19 protein-coding genes and 2 pseudogenes are annotated in these 18952 nt (G+C 65.9%); 8 read left to right on the forward strand and 13 right to left on the reverse strand.

The features are described from left to right. Nucleotides 1-1749: Ig-like domain-containing protein (locus tag ASG77_RS21095; RefSeq protein ID WP_235564321.1), on the reverse strand; the 1749-nt coding region annotated here is incomplete at its 3' end. A 724-nt stretch (nucleotides 1750-2473) separates the two neighbouring features. Between ASG77_RS21095 and ASG77_RS21100 the strand changes: the two genes are divergently transcribed. The 3 genes and pseudogenes from ASG77_RS21100 to ASG77_RS22430 all read left to right on the forward strand — a co-directional run. Further along, nucleotides 2474-2765, forward strand: a 292-nt coding sequence (locus ASG77_RS21100; protein WP_156380180.1) for a glycosyltransferase family 2 protein, incomplete at its 3' end; no start/stop codon positions are given. 1 nt (nucleotide 2766) lies between these two features. Further along, nucleotides 2767-3293: pseudogene (locus ASG77_RS04570) on the forward strand (glycosyltransferase family 2 protein); the annotation flags it as partial. 276 nt (nucleotides 3294-3569) lie between these two features. Beyond that, nucleotides 3570-3902, forward strand: a pseudogene (locus tag ASG77_RS22430) (glycosyltransferase family 2 protein); the annotation flags it as partial. Here the strand turns inward: ASG77_RS22430 and ASG77_RS22435 are convergent. After that, nucleotides 3828-4010, reverse strand: a complete 183-nt coding sequence (locus ASG77_RS22435; protein ID WP_235564336.1) for a hypothetical protein — start codon at nucleotides 4008-4010, stop codon at nucleotides 3828-3830. The pseudogene ASG77_RS22430 and the gene ASG77_RS22435 sit on opposite strands and share 75 nt — an antisense overlap. Between ASG77_RS22435 and ASG77_RS22440 the strand changes: the two genes are divergently transcribed. After that, complete coding sequence (locus tag ASG77_RS22440) at nucleotides 4001-4507, forward strand: glycosyltransferase family 2 protein (RefSeq protein ID WP_235564337.1); 507 nt, start codon at nucleotides 4001-4003, stop codon at nucleotides 4505-4507. The two genes, ASG77_RS22435 and ASG77_RS22440, sit on opposite strands and share 10 nt — an antisense overlap. A gap of 99 nt (nucleotides 4508-4606) precedes the next feature. Here ASG77_RS22440 and ASG77_RS04580 read toward each other — a convergent pair whose 3' ends face one another. The 3 genes from ASG77_RS04580 to ASG77_RS04590 form a co-directional block, all read right to left on the reverse strand. Then, on the reverse strand, nucleotides 4607-5242 hold the full coding sequence (locus ASG77_RS04580; RefSeq protein WP_056341684.1) for a NeuD/PglB/VioB family sugar acetyltransferase: 636 nt from the start codon (nucleotides 5240-5242) through the stop codon (nucleotides 4607-4609). Continuing rightward, on the reverse strand, nucleotides 5239-6402 hold the full coding sequence (locus ASG77_RS04585) for a DegT/DnrJ/EryC1/StrS family aminotransferase (protein WP_235564323.1): 1164 nt from the start codon (nucleotides 6400-6402) through the stop codon (nucleotides 5239-5241). The genes ASG77_RS04580 and ASG77_RS04585 overlap by 4 nt, the downstream gene beginning before the upstream one ends. Before the next feature lie 242 nt (nucleotides 6403-6644). Then, nucleotides 6645-9338, reverse strand: coding sequence for a LuxR family transcriptional regulator (locus tag ASG77_RS04590; RefSeq protein WP_056341687.1), 2694 nt, complete (start codon nucleotides 9336-9338; stop codon nucleotides 6645-6647). Nucleotides 9339-9763: 425 nt separating this feature from the next. Here ASG77_RS04590 and rpsF point away from each other — a divergent pair, with 425 nt between their 5' ends. The 4 genes from rpsF to rplI all read left to right on the forward strand — a co-directional run bounded on the left by rpsF (nucleotide 9764) and on the right by rplI (nucleotide 11562). Further along, on the forward strand, nucleotides 9764-10069 hold the full coding sequence (gene rpsF / locus ASG77_RS04595; RefSeq protein ID WP_011693941.1) for a 30S ribosomal protein S6: 306 nt from the start codon (nucleotides 9764-9766) through the stop codon (nucleotides 10067-10069). 73 nt (nucleotides 10070-10142) lie between these two features. Beyond that, nucleotides 10143-10724: a single-stranded DNA-binding protein gene (locus ASG77_RS04600; protein ID WP_056341689.1), complete on the forward strand. Its 582-nt coding sequence runs from the start codon at nucleotides 10143-10145 to the stop codon at nucleotides 10722-10724. Between the two features lie 128 nt (nucleotides 10725-10852). After that, the gene (gene rpsR, locus ASG77_RS04605) at nucleotides 10853-11092 is read left to right on the forward strand and encodes a 30S ribosomal protein S18 (RefSeq protein ID WP_003800144.1); all 240 of its coding nucleotides are present in this window, start codon (nucleotides 10853-10855) and stop codon (nucleotides 11090-11092) included. A gap of 17 nt (nucleotides 11093-11109) precedes the next feature. Next, nucleotides 11110-11562, forward strand: coding sequence for a 50S ribosomal protein L9 (gene rplI, locus ASG77_RS04610; RefSeq protein WP_056341694.1), 453 nt, complete (start codon nucleotides 11110-11112; stop codon nucleotides 11560-11562). A 100-nt stretch (nucleotides 11563-11662) separates the two neighbouring features. On the opposite strand, the gene ASG77_RS04615 is transcribed toward rplI, so the two are convergent. The 8 genes from ASG77_RS04615 to ASG77_RS04650 all read right to left on the reverse strand — a co-directional run bounded on the left by ASG77_RS04615 (nucleotide 11663) and on the right by ASG77_RS04650 (nucleotide 18783). Then, on the reverse strand, nucleotides 11663-12085 hold the full coding sequence (locus ASG77_RS04615; RefSeq protein WP_056341698.1) for a DUF1801 domain-containing protein: 423 nt from the start codon (nucleotides 12083-12085) through the stop codon (nucleotides 11663-11665). A gap of 115 nt (nucleotides 12086-12200) precedes the next feature. After that, the gene (locus ASG77_RS04620) at nucleotides 12201-13253 is read right to left on the reverse strand and encodes a hypothetical protein (RefSeq protein ID WP_056341702.1); all 1053 of its coding nucleotides are present in this window, start codon (nucleotides 13251-13253) and stop codon (nucleotides 12201-12203) included. Continuing rightward, the gene (locus ASG77_RS04625) at nucleotides 13250-13465 is read right to left on the reverse strand and encodes a hypothetical protein (protein WP_056341705.1); all 216 of its coding nucleotides are present in this window, start codon (nucleotides 13463-13465) and stop codon (nucleotides 13250-13252) included. The genes ASG77_RS04620 and ASG77_RS04625 overlap by 4 nt, the downstream gene beginning before the upstream one ends. Then, on the reverse strand, nucleotides 13462-13803 hold the full coding sequence (locus tag ASG77_RS04630; protein WP_056341709.1) for a hypothetical protein: 342 nt from the start codon (nucleotides 13801-13803) through the stop codon (nucleotides 13462-13464). The genes ASG77_RS04625 and ASG77_RS04630 overlap by 4 nt, the downstream gene beginning before the upstream one ends. Further along, the gene (locus tag ASG77_RS04635) at nucleotides 13800-15578 is read right to left on the reverse strand and encodes a hypothetical protein (protein ID WP_056342130.1); all 1779 of its coding nucleotides are present in this window, start codon (nucleotides 15576-15578) and stop codon (nucleotides 13800-13802) included. The genes ASG77_RS04630 and ASG77_RS04635 overlap by 4 nt, the downstream gene beginning before the upstream one ends. 8 nt (nucleotides 15579-15586) lie before the next feature. Beyond that, complete coding sequence (locus ASG77_RS04640) at nucleotides 15587-16870, reverse strand: lipopolysaccharide biosynthesis protein (protein WP_056341713.1); 1284 nt, start codon at nucleotides 16868-16870, stop codon at nucleotides 15587-15589. Further along, entirely contained in the window at nucleotides 16860-17690 is an 831-nt protein-coding gene (locus ASG77_RS04645) for a glycosyltransferase (protein ID WP_056341717.1), read from the reverse strand. Before ASG77_RS04645 ends, ASG77_RS04640 begins: the two co-directional genes overlap by 11 nt. 1 nt (nucleotide 17691) lies before the next feature. Next, nucleotides 17692-18783, reverse strand: coding sequence for a hypothetical protein (locus ASG77_RS04650; protein ID WP_056341721.1), 1092 nt, complete (start codon nucleotides 18781-18783; stop codon nucleotides 17692-17694). Between the last annotated feature and the right edge of the window lie 169 nt (nucleotides 18784-18952).

Below are 18952 nucleotides of genomic sequence, written 5' to 3' on the forward strand. Positions count from 1 at the left end.
ACATGCCGGGCAGGCGGCTACCCCACTGGAGCCGCCCCTGATCGTTGCCGTGTACGTCGTACCCGGCGCCAGATCCGCACCCGGGTTCAACGTCGCAACCCTGTCCGTGCTGTTGTACGTCACGGTCGGCACCGGCGTCGTCCCCGGCGTCAATGTGAACGTGCTCGACGTGACCGTCGACGCGTTCATCGCCTCCGAGAACGTCCCCGTCACATTCGCCGTCACCGCCACAGCAGTCGCACCAGCAACCGGAGACGTAACCGTCACSGTCGGAGCCGTAGTATCACCGCCGCCCGCGGGAGCCGTGGTGAAGGTCCACGTCCTGTCCGTCGCCAGCGCGTTGCCGGCAACATCCTCTACCCCATTGGGGCCGCTCTCGATCGTCGCCGTGTACGTCGTATCCGCCGCCAGATTAGCAGTCGGGTCCAACGTCGCAATGTTGCCCGCGCTGCTGTACGTCACAGCGGCCGGCACCGTCGTCGTCCCTTCCTTCAACGTGAACGTGCTCGACGTGACCGTCGACGCGTTCATCGCCTCGGAGAACGACCCCGTCACATTCGCCGTCACCGCCACACCAGTCGCCCCATCAGTCGGAGACGTACCCGTCACCGTCGGAGCCGTCGTATCACCACCACCGCCGCTGGGGTCGTAAGAGTGCCAGTACCGGCTTGTGGCGTTCACATCGGCGAGCACCAGCAGACCGCTGTTGGCCGTGCCCCGCGCCCCACTGTTGAGGTTCTGCTTCGTTGACGTCACGTTGTGGACATACTGGTCGGCGTCCACGATACGAGCCGTCTTCGCGGTGGTGAAGCTGATGTTATTCAGCGGCGAGGACTTCTCGAAGATCGCACCCCCCGAGGTAGTGCAGACACCAGCGTTCGTCGTGCCACTCGGCTTCGGATAGGTAGCGAAGGTACGCAGTCTCTGCGAGAACTCATCAATCAGGACGATCACCCGGTTCGGGCACTCCGACACAGTCGCGATCTGGTGCGCCGACCACGTCGTACCACTCAATGCCAGAAGCTGGATCAGCGGCTGAGGCGCCGACGTGAACGACGTCTTGACGGCGGCGAAAACCCGGTCACCCGAGGAGTCCAGCCACTTCAAGTTCATATGGTCATCGCCGCTGCCCTGCCCCGACACCGCTGCCACAGGAGTGGTCCAGGCGGTGTTCGACGCTCCGTCGACGTGGTAGCTCCAGTACATGCCGTCGGTGGAGCCACTGACCTGCCGGCTCCACATCAGACCCATCTTGCCGGGTCCGAACGCGATCACAGCCGAGGTGTCGTCCACAGACACGTTGCTCAACGACGCCGGATGCGGGAACGGCGTCCCCCAGGTCTTGCCATCCGTGCCAGTGACGTTCAGATAGATCCGGTTCCCCTGCTGCCACGTGGCCCACACCCGACCCGTCGAGTCCTTATCGATGGTCAGGGTCTCAACTTTATAGTTGTTGATCTGTGTAGAACTCAGCAGCGAGTACGTCTTCGTACTCGAGTTGTAACTGTAACGCCGCATCAAAGTCGGGAAGTTCGGCTCAGCCGGCAGACCGTCGTTGACGAACTGATGGCTCGCCATATACAACGTCGTCCCGTCCCACAACACGTCATGATGGGTGTTCGCCCGCGTCTCCGTCGCCACACCCGTATTCACCCACGAGCTCGTCGCGGCATTGAACCGGAAGATATGAAAATCCGAGCTGGCAGTATCCCACAGGTTCCCCCACCAGAGCCCGTCATTAAACCACAACGCACTCTCCGCCCGCTTCGTACCCGTCGGCGTCCCCGTCCCCGAATGCGACGGACCCTCAACCCCAACATCACCCGCAGCAGCCGACGCCGCAACCGGCACCACCAGAACACCACCCAGCGCAAGCAGCAGCGCTGTCAGCAGTGCATGCAGCCGCAGATTCCGCGACCCGCGTAGACGAAGACCAGCCGAGCGACCACCTCCCCGCCTTACGCCTAGGGTGCTAAGGGCGAGTGCCTGGCTTAGCCACTTGACGGGCCTATTTATCTTCATGGCTGATCTCCTGGGTTCTTGGATGTCACGCCTGAGCTCCGCATATGCGTCGACAGAAGCGACGGCAGAAGCCCTAGGCACCCAGCGTAGGAGCGCCCAATGAGGCCGCACAATGACAGCCCTGTACCTAATAATTACTGGGTTCCCAATACCCCATACCTAAAGAATTCACCCGTTGGTAAATCCCTGTACTTACGAACAGGCAGCGGGAGTGCCCTTAAAAGCGAGTACTGACTACTCGTGATAGCTCATGGAGCGCCACGTAGGCTCTTTTCACGGCCAGAGTCAATGGCAATAAATGAGAGCTGGGCCAGAGACCAGACCCATGACCGGATGAAGCGCTAGTGCCGCGCCCGACTTCCGAGCCGAGCGCGGAGTTGACTAAATCCGCAAGCGTCATGAAGTGGTGAGGCATTTGTCTATTTCAACCCAGCTCCCAATAACATTCCCGATGCTGGCCTTCGAAGCTCCGAGGGCGTCAGTCAGTGTCGTCATYCCCACCCTGAACGAGGCSAGGAATATCCCGTGGGTTCTTCGCCGGATTCCCTCGTATGTGGACGAGGTTGTCATCGTGGACGGCCGTTCCACGGACAAYACGGTGGGAGTAGCCCGCGCTATCCGTGACAACCTTGTCATYGTCGATGAGCAGCGCAAGGGTAAGGGCGTGGCCCTCCGTTCGGGTTTTGCCGCAGCCTCAGGGGACATCATTGTCATGCTGGACGCGGATGGCAGCATGGATCCCCNGTCGATGAGCAGCGCAAGGGTAAGGGCGTGGCCCTCCGTTCGGGTTTTGCCGCAGCCTCAGGGGACATCATTGTCATGCTGGACGCGGATGGCAGCATGGATCCCCAGGAGATCGGCTGGTTCGTTGCCCCGCTTCAGCACGATTTCGACTTCGTCAAGGGCTCGCGCCATGTCACGGGCGGAGGATCCGAAGACCTGACCCGGCTGAGGAAGGCCGGCAACCGCGCTTTGACCGGATTGGCCAATGCGGTCCTGCATAGCAACTACTCTGACCTTTGCTATGGATATATTGCGTTTCGGAGGGAATGCCTGGAGATCCTTCAGCTGGAATCGGACGGYTTTGAAATTGAGACCGAGCTGATTGTCCGGGCGGCAAAGGCCGGTCTGCGCATTGCCGAAGTCCCCAGCCTGGAGCTGGACCGCATCTCCGGCGCGTCGAACCTGCAGACGTTCCGTGACGGCTGGCGGGTACTGGGAACGCTGGCACGCGAATGCACCATGTGGGAGGCGCCCACCGCAGGCGCCAGNCCATGCCCATCGGCTTCAAGAACGGGACCGACGGCGACCTCCAGGTCGCGCTCGACGCGTGCGGCGCATCTCCGGCGCGTCGAACCTGCAGACGTTCCGTGACGGCTGGCGGGTACTGGGAACGCTGGCACGCGAATGCACCATGTGGGAGGCGCCCACCGCAGGCGCCAGRCCTGAAGCCCTCCGCCGGGTGAAATATACCTACGCAAATGTCAGCGTCCCGCGAACGCCTATGGATCCCCAAACGGTTCTCTCCGCGGCTCGGGGAGGCCAGCATGTTTAGCCTTAACCCGACGCCGACGGCCTCTATTGTCATTTGTACCTACACCGCGAAGCGTTGGGACCTGCTACTGGATGTCATCGAGTCCGTCCGGGCCCAAACTGTCGCACCCCAGGAGGTCCTGGTGGTGATTGACCACAACGAGGCTCTGTATGAGCGGCTCATCGAGATCGTGGACAACGTGACAGTAGTTGAGAGCTCCGGCCCCCCGGGGCTCTCAGGCGCACGAAATACCGGGGTGGGCCTGGCAGATTCAGACGTCGTGGCTTTCCTGGACGACGATGCCGAAGCAGCCCCGGACTGGCTGGAGCGGCTGCTTGCCCTTTATGACGATCCTGATGTCCTGGCCGTCGGCGGCCGCGTGGAACCGGTGTGGGAAACGGGCCGTCCGGGCTACTTCGGTGAAGAGCTCGACTGGATCGTAGGATGCAGCCAAGGCTCGAAGTCCTCCGCCAAGTGGGCGGCTTCAATGTCTCCCTCGGCCGGCAGGGCACGAAACCGCTCGGGTGCGAGGAGACCGAAATCTGCATCCGCTCCAAGATGGGCGCGCCCGGATCGCGGATCGTCTACGAACCGGCCGCTCTGGTTCGTCACCACGTCCCTGCCGACAGGGGCACCATCCCCTACATGTTGTCGCGTTCCTGGTCCGAAGGTATCTCCAAAGCCCAGGTCAGCCAGATCGTTGGCCACAAGCGGGCACTCGGCCCTGAGCGGCGATACGTGCGCAGCGTACTGCCACGGGCCGTTTTTTCCGGGATTCGAGATTGGGGCCGGGGATCAAACCCGCAGGGCTTGGGCCGCGCCGGTGCGGTGATGGCCGTTCTGGCGTGCACTGCCGCTGGCTATCTGCGAGGGCGCCGGATCGCGCATATCGAGGGCCGCGCATCGGCCGGGACAGCGCTGGTAGGCACACCCTGGAGGGAGGTCCAGTGAGCGAACGCGTCGACGAACTTAGCCCAGTCGCGGGGCGGGCTGCACTGAAGCTGGCCCCCTCCATGGAGTGCGCCTTGCCGCCGGAGTGCTTTCCCTGCCTCATTCCTGATCGATAGGGTGGGCTGGGACGCCGACCCATGTTTCGCCGTCGGGTACGTTGCTCAACACTGCCGCCCCATTTCCAACGGTCGCGTAGGACCCCACTGAAGTCCGTGCACGTACGCTGGAATTCAGTCCCAGGTAGGCCGCCCGGCCGATCCGGACTCCGCCGCCCAGCGACACACCGGCCGCGAACGTCGCGAAGTCCGCCACGTCGTCGTCGTGCGTGAAAGTCACGGATGGCATGGCCACAACATGCGCCCCAAGCGTGACCGAAGCCGTCAGCGTCACATTCCGCAGCATGATGCTGCCCCGGCCGATCCGGCAACCCTCGGGGCACTCCACAGTGGGGTCGATCGCAGTGGCGTACCGGGCATCGCGCACGCCCTGGGCCGCCAGCCGTTCCACCACGGTTTCCCGGGATTTTCCCGAGGCCAGGCATACCAGCACCAGTGCGTGCGTGAACTTGGAGGCGTCGTCAATGGTCCCCAGCACCGGCGCGCCGTCCACGGTGACGCCTGCCATTTCCTTGTCGTCGTCGAGCAGCCCGACGACGTCGTACTGCCCGCTGGCGCGGACCATGGTCAGGACCTCCCGGGCCAGCCCGCTTGCTGCGATCAGCACGAGTTCGCTCACCGGCGTACACCGGCGGCCGCCCGTACGCTGTTCATGACCCGGTTCAGGCCCACGTTGTCCAGGCCGTGGAAAATCGGGAGAACCAGGGTCCGATCCGTCAGCCGTTCGGTGTTCTGGAGCCCTGCGTTGCCAGTTTCGCGCCACCGGTAGGCAGGCTGCCGGTGAGCCGCCATGGCGCCGCGGCGCGCCGAAATTCCGGCATCGGCCAGGCGGGCCAGGAGCCCTTCGCGGTCAATGGCGAAATCCGGGAGGACTTCGACCCAAAAGGACTGGAAGTTGGCCGTCCCGTAGGGTGGGTCGGCCACAAACCGCAGACCAGCCAGGCCGGAAAGCCCTGCCTCATACTTCGCGGCGATCTCCCGGCGGCGAGCCACTATCTCGCCCAGCCGGCCCAGCTGCACGATGCCGACGGTGGCCTGCAGATCCGTCATCTGGTAGTCGAAGCCGACCTCGACGTACACCTCTGGCGCGGCAATGCGGGATCCGCGACGGTCCGCCGTCGGCACGTTCAGGGAGTGGCCGCGGAGGCTCCGGGCCCGTGCCGCCCAGTCCGCCCGGTGGGTTGTCAGCATCCCGCCCTCGCCAGTGGTCAGCACATTGTCCTGGTGGAACGACCACACGGAAATGTCGGCCCCCGTACCCACGGGCCTGCCCTTGTATTCCGAGCCAACGGCGCAGCCGGCGTCTTCGATCACAGTGATTTCGTGACGGTCGCACAGTTCGCGGACGGGGTCCAGGTCAACGGGGACGCCGGACTGGTCCACCACGATCACGGCTCGCGTGTCCAGGGTCAATGCCGCCCGGACCGTGGCCGCAGTCACAGTCCCGGTGGCGGGGTCCACGTCGCAGAAAACCGGCCGTGCCCCGACATACGTCACCGCATTCGCCGTGGCGATGAAGGCCAGCGATGGCACCACCACGTCATCGCCGGGACCGATGCCGGCCACTATCAGCGCCAAATGCAGTGCGGTGGTACTGCTGGAGGTTGCGACGGCGTGGCGCACTTCTTGAGAGGCGCTGAACCTCGCCTCGAACTCCCTGACCTTGAGCCCTTGCGAGAGCAGACCGGAGGCCAGGACGTCCGCCACGGCTCGGGCTTCTTTGTCGCCGAGCCAGGGTTCCATGACGTTGATGCGGGCAAGGACGGTTTCCGCAGTCACCGTGCACCGGCCTTCCTGGTGGCCGTTCTCATGTCCGAGTCCTTCCCACGTGCAGCTCCGGGATGTGCATTGCCTATTGCAAAATTAGTCCGTTCCGTCCCGTTCCGGTGCGGAACGGAGACGGTACTGCGGGCGCTGACCGGGAACAATGCGGGAACTGCGGGTACCTGCAACGCCGGCGCCTCACCCGGGGGCGTTGCGGCGGGGCGCACCCCATCCGGGGGCACGCCGCCCGGCCCGTCCTAGACGGCAGGAAGGACGAACGGCTCCTTAGCCCGGGCGGCTTCCTTGCCGGCCGCAAGGGCCGTCAGCTGGGCTCGTGATTCGACTCCGAGCTTCCTGTAAATCGCAGTCAGGCGCACCTCCACGGTACGGACGGACACATAGAGGGTGGCCGCGATTTCCTTGTTCCGCATCCCGCGGGCCACCATTCGAGCCAGCACGCGTTCGTGGTCTGCAAGCATCAGCATCGCCGGATTGTCGGGCGTGCCAGCTGGTTCCACCCGCTCGTCGAGCAGCAGCGAGTCCACGTGCTGGGCCCAGGCATGGGCACCCGCTTCGTCGAACATCACTTTGGCACGAAGCAGACCGTCCCGGGCGCTCCGAAGGCGGCCGAAGGCGTTGAGGCGTTCGGAGTAGCAGAGCAGTGTCCTGGCGCGTTCCAGCAGGGATTCCTGGGCGCTCCGGCCGGCAAGTGCATCATTGAACATCTGGAGGGACTGCTCGCCGTCAGCCAGCATGGCCCGGCTCCGGGCAACCGCCATCATGAGCCAGGGCGAACGCAGGCCCACCGCCCGGCTTTCCAAGTGCCACAGTGCCTGCGCGGCTTCCCTGTGCCTGCCCAGCCTGACCAGGACTTCCACCAGATCGGCCTCACAGCGCAGCAGAGCCGGGTTGCTGAAGGCCTGGCCGATCTCCGCTGCCCGGGACAGCTGCGCGAAGGACTCGGCGAGATTTCCGCGCATGAGGGCAAAATGCCCCTGGCACGCGGCCAGTTGCGCCGTGATGGCCGGGTGGCTTTCCGCCCCGGAGAAGTGCTGTGCGTCTGTTGCGTAGGCGTGGGCGAGTTCCTCGTTTCCGAGCGCATTGGCCCGCCAGACCCGGAAGACGTGCCGCATTCCACGGTGGTATTTGGTTTCCGGTTCGGCCAGTTCAAGGTCCTCGATCAGTTTCACGGCTTTCCGGACGTTGCCGGCACGGATTTCGTTGTCCACAGCAAAGAAATCGGCGGTTTCCCGCCAATTGACGGTATTGGCCTCCAGGACGTTCCGCACCCGGGCAAAGGCCTCCTGGGCGGCAGCATGGTGTTCGGCATAGGCCAGCGCGCGGCCCTGCACCAGAAGGGCCGCCACCGTTTCGTTCCCGCCGTCGGGCTTGCGGCTGAACTGTCCGGCCTTCCCGCTGATCACCTCGATGAGTCGCCGGGCGCTCTCCGCCAGCGCCAGGCAGTCGGGGGAGGCATGGTCCAGGTACTTCTCGGCGTACTGCACCAGGCCGGTGGCATCCTCAAGCTCCCAACGGTCCGCGTAGTACAGCGCACCGGCCACGAGCAGGCGGGCTGCAAATGCCGGATCATGCTGTCCGAATTCCTTCACCAGCCGGAGCACCATGCTGGAGCGCACGGCGCCACCCTGGATGAACTGGATCTCGAAGGCGAGGCCCGTCAGTCGAAGGACCAAGGCAGGGTTCCGCGTCACCCGCTGGGCCCAGTCCAGGTAGCGCTTGGCGTAGACGAACTCACCCCTGTTCAACAGCAGTTCGGCCACCGTGGTGAGCCTGGCGGTGGTCTCCGCTTCCCAGGGGTTGATCGTCAGGGCCCGTTCAATGTACTCGACGGCGAAGGGCACCTCGCCGCTTCGGATCAGGTCAACGGCAAACCGGAGCAGGCCAAACGGAGTCTGCCGCTCCAAAGCGGTAAAACTCAGATGCCAGCGGTGGGCATAGGGATCCGCGGGCTCCGCCGCGGCCGCCATGGCACGGTGGCTGGCGGTCCGCGTTGCCGGTGTCATGGCAGCATAAACGTAGCCCCGGAGCAGTTGGTCCTGGATCCTCAGGTGTGGTCCGGACCTGTTGACCATGCCATTTGCCAGCAGCTCGTCGATCCCGCCCCACAGTTGGTCGTATGCCCGTTCCAAGGTGGCGATATCGCTGCGGCAGGACAGCGAGAGGAGGTCCAAAACCTGCCTCGCACCTGGCGAGAGCCCGCCCACGGTGGCGGCGAACTCGGCCTCGAAGCTGCCTTTGCCGGGGAGCGGGACGGGGAGTGCGTATTTTCCCTCGGCCTGGCGTTCCAGCAGGAGCCCAAAAAGCTCGACGGCGGCGAGCGGGTTCCCCTGGGTGGCCGCGGCAACGGCGTGGACCGCCGCTGTCGCGGTCTGCCGAGCCGGAATGGACTCCAACATGCGGACCGTGTCGTTGTAGCTCAGCGGCGCCAACTGGAGGGCCGGCAGGGAGGCGAAGGGGCTTTCGGCAGTCTCTTCCCGCACGCTCATAAACAGTGCCATGTCCGTCCCGGTCAGCCGGCGTGCCAGGTAGCCGATCACGGCCTGGCTGCTGGGGTCCAGCTGGTCGGCATCATCGATGACGATGACCGTCCGGGATGACGAGCGCTGGTGCAGCCCGTTGAGCAGCATGGTGGAGACAGTGGGGACGTTCATGGCGCCGCTGGAATCGCGCAGCAGTTCATCGGCGAAACGATTAAGGACGGGGTCGTCGATGCCGGTGAGGAGCGCGGTAAGGCCGGAGAGCGGCCAGTCGGACTCGGACACGCTCGCGGTGAGAAAAACGGTCCGGAAGTCGGAGAGGCGGGGAATCTCGGACAGGAGGGCGGATTTGCCCATCCCGCGCCGGCCCACCACCTTGAGGGCTGAATCTTTTGGACCCCGGATTACGGAGAGTATCCGGTCCAATTCCCTGCTTCTGCCAATTAACGACATGTGGTCCCCATCCATCGAAGAAGGAGACCGAACTGCTTGCTCTATCCAAAATCCTGGGTCCATCCAGCCGCTTGCGCGACACGCGGACCGGCTTTCCTGGCCGCGTCATTGCGTCCAGCACGGTACCCAGCCGTTCTTGCAAATATAGCCCTGTTCCGCGGCGGGCACCAGAGACTTTTGCCTCATACGCGGAGCCTGTTTCCCGGGTTATCCACATAGCCCGCCGGACGCTTCCGGCGACGCGCGCGCTACGCGTAGCCTTGAGTCAAGCGCGAATCGCCTATCCGGTCCAAATGCACTAAGATATTGAAGTCTGTGCTGCGCCCTGCCTCCGTTTTGTTGGCGGGGCATCGCACGGCATCGCAAATGAACCTCCTGTTACGGAAATGCCGTAACCGCTTAGCCCAAAGGAGGTGGGTTCACATATGCGTCCTTACGAATTGATGGTAATCATCGACCCCGAGGTCGAAGAGCGTACCGTTGAGCCGTCGCTTCAGAAGTTCCTGAACGTCATCACCAACGATGGTGGAACCATCGAAAAGGTTGACATCTGGGGCCGTCGTCGACTGGCTTACGAAATCAAGAAGAAGTCCGAAGGTATCTACGCCGTGGTGAACTTCACCGCCAAGCCGGACACCGCCAAGGAACTTGATCGCCAGCTGTCTCTTAACGAGACCATCATGCGCACCAAGATCACCCGCCCCGAAGAGCAGAAGGTTGTTGCTGAGTAATTTCAGCTCCGATTTTCATTCTTTACCCCGCAGGATCGAATTCTTCACCCAGGATCGAACAAGGAGGCAGTAGATGGCAGGCGAAACCACTATTACGGTCATCGGTAATCTCACCAGTGACCCGGAATTGCGGTTCACACCGTCAGGTTCGGCAGTCGCGAACTTCACCATCGCTTCCACCCCGCGCACCTTTGACCGCCAGTCCAATGAGTGGAAGGACGGGGAAACCCTGTTCCTCCGCGCAGCGGTTTGGCGTGAAGCAGCCGAGAACGTCGCCGAGTCCCTCACCAAGGGCATGCGTGTGATCGTTTCCGGCCGTTTGAAGAGCCGTTCCTACGAAACAAAAGAAGGCGAAAAGCGCACCGTTATCGAGCTCGAGGTCGATGAAATCGGCCCGAGCCTGCGTTACGCCAATGCCAAGGTCAACCGCACCCAGCGCTCCGGCGGTCAGGGTGGTCAGGGCGGCTTCGGCGGCGGCAACAGCGGCGGTGGCTTCGGAGGCGGCAACACTGGTGGAAACCAGGGCGGCAACTCCGGTGGAAGCTTCGGTGGCGGCAACCAGCCGGCTGCACAGGAGGATCCCTGGGCGACGCCCGGTGTCTCCAATGCAGGTGGTGGCTGGGGCAACGGCCCCGATTCCGAACCTCCCTTCTAAACCAATCATTTAGGCCCGACGCCGGGACCGCCGAAAGTGCCGCAAGGCACCTGACGTGGCTGCCGCCGTCGGACCACCACCATCCCGTGGATCAACATCCACGGGCTCCATAGAATAGGAGCTCCACGATGGCTAAGGCTGAACTCCGTAAGCCCAAACCAAAGTCCAACCCCTTGAAGGCCGCTGACATCACTGTCATCGACTACAAGGACGTAGCATTGCTGCGCAAGTTCATCTCCGACCGCGGAAAGATCCGCGCCCGTCGCGTCACTGGCGTCACGGTGCAGGAACAGCGCAAGATCGCCCAGGCAATCAAGAACGCCCGCGAAGTTGCACTGCTGCCCTACTCCGGCGCTGGCCGCGGCTAAGGAAGGGACTGACTAACATGGCAAAGCTCATTCTGACCCACGAAGTAACCGGTCTCGGTGCCGCTGGCGACGTTGTCGAGGTCAAGGACGGTTACGCACGTAACTACCTGCTGCCCCGCAACTTCGCCCTGACCTGGTCGAAGGGTGGCGAGAAGCAGGTTGAGTCCATCAAGACTGCCCGCGCCGCCCGCGAGCACGCTTCCCTGGAAGACGCTCAGAAGCAGGCCGCTGCACTCTCCGCCAAGCCGGTGAAGCTCGTCGTCAAGGCTGGCGAGACCGGACGCCTGTTCGGCACCGTCAAGCAGGCCGACGTAGCCGACGCTGTTGAGGCCGCTGGCCTTGGCAAAATCGACAAGCGCAAGGTTGAACTGCCGGCACACATCAAGTCGGTTGGTTCGTACCAGGCCAACGTCCGCCTTCACGCTGACGTTGCCGCTGTGATCGAACTCAACGTAGTCGCAGGCAAGTAGCCTTTCCGGTTACGCAGCCTCAAACTGCACAAAAACCCCCGTTGCCGTCACCGGCGGCGGGGGTTTTCTGTGCCGCGAGCTGTGCCATCTCGCGCGTCAGTCAGGGGCTGTGAAGGGCCGTGGTCACGTGCCTGTAGCCTGCCGTGATCAGCTCGGCCAGCACTGCCTGGTCCACGTCCTTGAGCCTGTTCACGTACAGGCACCCCGCACCGGTCTTGTGCTTCCCGAGCCGGGGCAGCAGTTCCGCGGCCTCGGGCCCGTACGTCAGCCCGTAGAGCGAGAGGCTTGCCTTCCGGGGTGAAAAGCCCACCGCCGCCGCATCCCCTTCCCTGCCGCTTTCGTATTTGTAGTGGTACCGCCCAAAGCCCACGATGGTCGGCCCCCACATCTCGGGCTCTTTGCCGGTGATCTCCCTCATGAGCGCCAGCAGCCGCAGGCCATCACGGTGCCTGACAGAGTCCTCGACTGCGGCCAGGAATTCGTCCACTGAGGCGCCGGTTGCCTGGGTCTTGTTTTCAGCCATGACGGAAGTCTCGCAGAGCCCAGGTCACTTGTCAGCCGCGCCGGTCCGGGTGGTAGCCAACGGCGGCGAGCCAGAATACTCCCCCCCGCACGCCGCCCGCGGCGAGATGCCGGGCTCAGCCACCGTCCGGACGCCAGTACCGCAGCCCGCCGCTGGTGGTGCCGTCGCGGGCGACGTCGACCACGGCGTACGGGAACGCCCGACGGTCCGACTGGTCAGGTCCGCGACCGCGGACGTCCGAACACCACGTGCCGGTGTTGACGTATCGGGTGGGGCACGCCTCAAGCGCCGACTCGAGGGCCCGGTGGGTGTGGCCCGAGACGTACCAGGCCACTCCGGAACCGTGCGCCTCGAGGGTACGTGCGAACCGGCCCGCTGCAGCAGGAGCCTTCTCGCCGGCGACCCTGCGCCCGGTGGCCGAGAGTACCATGCGAGTCGCGGCGACCGGGAGCGCCGACACCGTCCGGAACCGGGACAGGCGCGCCAGGTCCCGAACGGCCACCCCCTCGAGCGCGAGCCGCAGTGATTCGGTCTGCAACAGCTCGTCGTACGGGAGCTCCCGGACGCGGCGTTCCGCCCGCTCGGACGCCAGGCAGGCCCAGGCAACGGCCCCGGCACGGCTCAGGTGCGACCTCGATGGATGGGCGTTCCAGGCGGCGAGCGGGGGTAGGTTCAGTTCGTCGGTGCCGTTGACCGCCGCGCGGAGCACTTCGGGCGTCCGGTGCAGCGCGTGGTGCTGGTGCCCGTGCTCGGCCACGAGCACGTGGGGCACGTGCAGGAACCACGGGTGCACCCGGACCCGTGTTGGGTCGGCGGGTGACAGCACCGCCGACAGGCGGGCGGCAACCGAGGGCCGGGCCAACTCCACGTCGTGGTTGCCGCACACGAAGTGCAGCTGCACGCCGCGCGCCGCACACGCCTTCAGCGCCCGGAACGTGTCGAGGTGGCGGGCGAGGATGGACTCGAGCCGGGCCAGGCTCTCGTCCTCGGTGAACCCGACCAGCTCGAACGTGTCACCGACGAAGGCGACGTGCTGCTGCGGAGCTGAGGCTGCGAGCACTTCGCGGTGCAGGAACTCGGGCAGCACTCTGCCGGGGCACCGGGGGTCGTCGTCCGACACACCCAGGTGGAGGTCGCTGAGGAGCCACCACCGCGCCGCGTTGCTCACACGAGTAGTCCCAGCACTCGTGGAAGGAAGAGGAGCAGGTACATCGTCCACATGACGGCGACGACCCAGCGGCTCACAGTTCGGCCGAGGAGCCTCGGGCGTGTGGGCTGCCCGGTGTCTGGTCCGGCGCGTCGGACCTCGAGCGCGACGAGAGTGACCAGCAGGGCGGCAGCCGCGAGCAGTCCCGCCAGGTTGATAATGACGTCGATCATGACGCCGCCTCCTGCCGTGCGCGTGCCATGCACGCGAGGATGGTGATAACGCCCATCGTGACGACGCACGCCTGCCAGGACCACACAGCGAGGTAGAACATCGCCGTGGACACCGCCGTGAGCGTGGCGAGGCCGAGCGCCAGGACGAGCAGTGCGCCGAGCGCGAGGTCGGTCACCTGCATGAGTCGGGCCAGTGCCTGCCCCGGGAGCAGGATCAGGACAGCTATCGCGGCCACCGCCTGCAGCGGTGTCGGCAGCCCGACGAGGGTCACCACCGACAGCGCGACGGCCGCGAGACCGAGCGCCACGGTGAGCCGGCTGACGCCGCCGCCGCTCATGGCGTCACCCGGTACACGCGTGCGTCGACGTTGCTGAACGCGAGCTCCACGCCGTCCTGCACGCTCAGCCACTTCTCCAGCTCGGCGAAGCCGCCCGCGCTGCTGGCGCCCTGCACCACGAGACTCGCCTCCGACGAGCGCGTGAGCAACACGACGGCACCGCCAGGGCTGTGTCGTGCGTAGTCGTAAACAAGTGGGCCGCACGCCGCCGTCGACAAGTCGGACCGGCACATGTCGTCGATCGTCCGGGCCCGGTGTTCGAGGTACGCCTCGCTGCGCCATGGCGTCGGGTGGGCAGCCGAGATGATCGTCGAGCCGGGGGGCGCGAGACGCTGCACGGCGGCGACGGCGGCGATCTCATCATCGGTGAAGACGTCATACTGGGCGTTCCCGAACCGGCCCGTCACGGTCAGCACGGCCAGCAGGAAGCAGGTGAGCGCAAGGCCCCCAGCGGCGCGGGAGGAGGGGCGTGTGCTGCCCTCCGTGGGAAGCAGGACCGAGCACGCCTGCACGGCGATGAAGGGCAGCGCGAACAGCGAGACGCGGATGAGCATCTCCCCGCCGTACAACTGCGCGGGGAAGAGCAGCAGTGGGGTGGCGGCCAGGAGGACCACCCGGATGTCGAGACGTCCTCTGCGCCAGTCGCGCACCGCCCCCGCCGCGGCAAGCGCCCACAGCACTAGGGTGAGAACGATCCGGACCTGCACCACCAGCACGTGCCCAGCGGTCCCGTCGAGGCGGTCGATGACGTTCGCCTCGGTCGCGGCCTGCAGTCCTGCTTCCGCCAGGGGTGGGTTCCCGATGAGGTATGCACTCGCGGGGTAGGCGAGCCACAGCGTCAGCACGACCACGGCGATCAGGGGCAGCCGGCTCGGCCAGACACGTCCGCTCAGGGTGAGAGCGGTGATGGCGATAAGCACCATGAACGGCGTCAGCTGATGGCTCGCGCAGATGACCGTGACGAGCAATAGCGTCACCACGAGCGCGCTCACCCGGTGCCCCGACCGGGGCTCGGCGGGCGACCGCCCTCGCCACCACGCCACCAGGTCGGCGCGTCGGTAGCCGCGGATCTCGGGAGCCCGCGCGGCCAACGGGCCGACGAGCAGCGCGACCACGACGAGGTACAGGAAGAAGCCGAAGGCCTGGGGAGACAGGTAGTCCTGGTCCTGCCAGCTGCCGAGGCAGAAGACCCAGAGCACGAGCCAGCGCCGTCGCGGATCGCGGGTCAGGTAGCCGGTCAGCACGCCCAGGGCAGCGAGCCACAGACCCATGTTGAGCACCGGTGCCCACAGGGCAACGGCCACCGGGTCAAGACCGGTCGCCCGGAGCAGCGTCGCCAGGAGCGCGAAGAAACCCGGCCAGTTGAAGTATCCGTCGATGTCCGGGTCGATCCCCTGCGTGCGCGAGAGGGCGTCGGCGACGCCGAGGTGACGGAACGCGACCTCACCCCGCGGTACGTCCGTCACGAAGGCTGCGGTCCCGAAGAGCACAAGCACGAGCACCACGATGAGCCATATCATGACCGGGCGTCGCGCCGGGCCCGCGGTATCCCCCCGCAGCGCCACGACGAAGGCGACGTTCAGAAGCAGGACCCCAGCCCAGAACGGGTAGGGCAGCACGGCCACGAGCCCCAGATCGCTGTTCACGGGCACGGTCACCGTGGAGGCGGCCCCCACTGCAAGCGTCAGCGATACGACTCCCGCCAGCGCGCACCACACGTCACGGGGCTTCCAGCGTCCCTCCGTGCGGCTGGTCGCATCGAGCGTGCCGGTCATCGTGTGTCTCATCGTGCGTCCTTCCTTACGCGCCGGAGGACGGCGAGCAGCCGAAGGCCGACCGCCGCGGCACCGATGGAGAGCACCACCAGCCACGCAAGGGCCATGGCGCTGGGGCCCCTGTCGGCGGTCCACAGCGCTGCGGCGCAGAGGGCGACTCCGAGGATCACGCCGACCACGATCGCCTCCGTGTAGCGACCGAGGGCCCGGCACATGGCGTTGTAGGCCTGCAGCACCGCGTACGGCACGAGTCCGGCCGCCAACCACCGCAGAGCTCCGGCGGACGAGTCGGCGTACCGCTCCCCCAGCAGGCTGAGCAGCGGGTGGGCGAGGAGGACGAGGACGGCGGCAGCCAGGCCTCCTACGACGAGTGACCAACGGAGACTCGCCCAGGTGGTCGACACCAGGCGCGCCGGATCGCGGACACCCTCGGAGAACTGGACGATGCCCATCAGCATCGGGGCTGAGTAGGCGGCCCAGGCCATCATCCATGCGGGATACCAGTAGGCAGCTGCCTCCGGCGCCACCATGTGCGCGAGCAGGAGCGGCAGCACCAGCCCCGGAGCGCGCTCGGTGAGGGTGAGGAGCTGGTACGGAAGGCCCACCGCCAGCAGTGGACGGCCGCGCGCCGGGCGCAAGGACAATCGCGGCCGGTAGCCGACCAGTCTTCGCAGCTGGACTGCACCGACGACGCACGCCACGGTCGTCCCGAGGGTCCAGCAGGCCATCAGCACGTCGGCGGAGGCGCCATGCGCCCCCCAGGACACGAGTGCTGCAGCCCCGAGTGAGACCCCGCCGCCCAACGCGTACCTCAAGGTCGCGCTGGAACCGCGTCCCAACGCCACGAGCGCCTGGTCCAGCACGATGACCAGGGTGCCGGTGACGGCAGCCACGAGGAACGTGAGCCAGAAGAGAACCGATAGCGAGGCCGTGTCCGGCGTCACGGCCGACTGCAGCACGAGGTAGCCGAGGGCCAGCACGGTGCCGGCGACCCCCACGATGGCGAACGCCGCGTCCAGCACCCGCGCGGGCGGCTCCCCTCGCCCCACCGCGACGATCACGGCCGACCCGGCGCCCAGCACCGCGAGCTGCGTGCAGATCATCACCGCCGCGACGGCGGCCATGGTGAGCCCGACCTCACGGTCGGACGTCGCGCGCGCGGCCACGACCCAGAAGGCGAAACCCGCGCCCGTCTGGGCGGCTTTGCCCACGATGAGGCCGAGCGAGCTGCGCAAGGCGGAGTGCCGGACGGTCGAGCCGTCCCTGACAGTGGTCCCCCGCTCAGCGCTCACGCCGCAACCCCTTCGCCAGGCCGGCGTAGTTATACCAGCAGAAGGCGAAGTAGTAGCGCAGCCACCGAGGCTGGCCCGCGGCGAGGCTCAAGGCGCTGCCCCGGACTGCTGCGGCGAAGGGCAGCAGCGCCAACCTCGCACCGCGCCAGCCGTGCTTGCGGACCATCCGTCCCAGTCCCGTTCCGTCCATGAGGAACTGGTCGAGCGCGAAGTCGAAGTCGTCTGCGGCGAAACGATGTTCGACGACGACCCGGCGTGACACCGCCGTTCGCAGCCCTGACTCCCGCATCCGCCAACGCAGCTCGATGTCTTCTCCCGACTTGAACGAGTCGTCGAAACCCACGCCCAGCATCAGGTCCCGGTCCACGACCGTCGCCACGAGCCCGAACCAGTTGCGGCTGCGGCCGGTGCGATGGTGATGTGCCAGCGCCTGCCCCCAGTAGCCCGGTCCAGCAACACTCTCCAGACCGGCCTGGAGGGCGTCGTGGCCGCCTTCGACCAGCTCCGTGAGCAGGTCGGCAACCCCCGTGGGCCCGAACACGACGTCGGCGTCGACGAGCAGGACCCAACGGGTGCTGCTGCTCTGCACACCGAGCGTTCGAGCCCATGGCAGGCCGCGCCCCTCGTCACTCAGGACCCGGGCGCCGGCCGCGAGGGCGAGGTCGACGGTGCGGTCGGTGGAGCATCCGTCCACCACGATGATCTCGGCTACACCTGACTGACGCAGGGCCCCCAGACAGCGCGGGAGCAGGTGCTCCGCGTTGCGGGCCGGAACGACCGCGGTGACCTCGGCAGGGCTGTGACCCTCTGTGTCCCGCACCTCAGGCCTCCTGGTCGAGGACCGACGGCAGCAGCTCCTCGAGATACCGGACGATGTCGTCCGACGCTTCGTCCGCCGTGTACGCGGAGGGCACCTGCAGCAGGTGGCAGGGACGTCCGTCGAGTGCCTTGCTCAGCACGACCCCCTTCGCCGCGAAGTGCTCGCGCCACGGGAGGACGGACGTGGCCGCCAGGCCAGTCACGACCCGCTGCGAGAAGCCCGCCATCTCGATGTGGAAATTGCCGATCATGCGGTCGACCATCCACTCGGTTGTCCGTTCGACGATCCGAGACCGGGCGCCCTCGAAGCGCTCGATGTAGATGGCGGCCGCGAGCGGAGCCGAGGTCGTCACTTCTCGCCCCGGGAACGCGGTCCCCGCCTCGACCATGCGGTGCTCCGGCGACCATCGCCGGGAGAAGTCCGCGAGGCGCGGATAACGGATGACGTACGGATGCACCACCGTAGTGAGACGGCCGACGCTCCCCGAGAGCCGTGACGGGACGAGGGGCTTCCGGACACCTTCGAACAGGTGCGGGTAGATGTCCCGGTGGTGCGGCTTGATGAACATCGGCTTCGCGTAGCCGAGCAGCGTGGCGTCCTCGGCCAGGAAGGCCCAGTCGTCACCCATGAACGACCACCCCTCGCGCCGCATCAGCTTGGCGGCGGTGCTCGTTTTACCGGTCCCTCCGGCGGCGGGAAGCGCAATCGCGTGACCCCGGTACGCCATGGTTGCCGCGTGGATCATGCCGGCTCCTCGACCGACCATGGCGACATCGAGAACAGGGACCACGGAGGTCAACAGCTCGCCCGGCCCGTGAATGCGCCACTGCTCTGCGTCTCTCACGATCTGGACCCGATCGGCTTGGAAGCGCACGCTGTTCCCCGTGTACGCGAGCTCGTGCTCGAGCAGACCCGCATCCGGCATAGGCTCCGGCCCGGCATCGACGACGATGTCGGCCGGCCTTTCGGTGTCGGTGGCGAAACACGCCAACATGCTCTGGAGCTGGGTCGCTGACGGCGCCTTTGCGTCAACGCGGATCGTGATGCGGCCGTGGATGTCGAAGTGCAGTGCCTTGCTCTGCCAGGTGCGCATGGTCATCTCCTGTCTGGGTGGTCTCGGTCGGATGGTGTCTCGGCCCCGGCGACTAATCCAGCCAGTGCCTCTAGAGGAATTCGAAACCCCCGGCCGAGTGACTCTGCCCGTAAATTGAGCATATGACCAGCCCGGCCAGGTAAACACCAGTACTGAGTACTCGCTTTTT

It is taken from the genome of Arthrobacter sp. Soil762 (genome assembly GCF_001428335.1).
GTDB lineage: Bacteria > Actinomycetota > Actinomycetes > Actinomycetales > Micrococcaceae > Arthrobacter.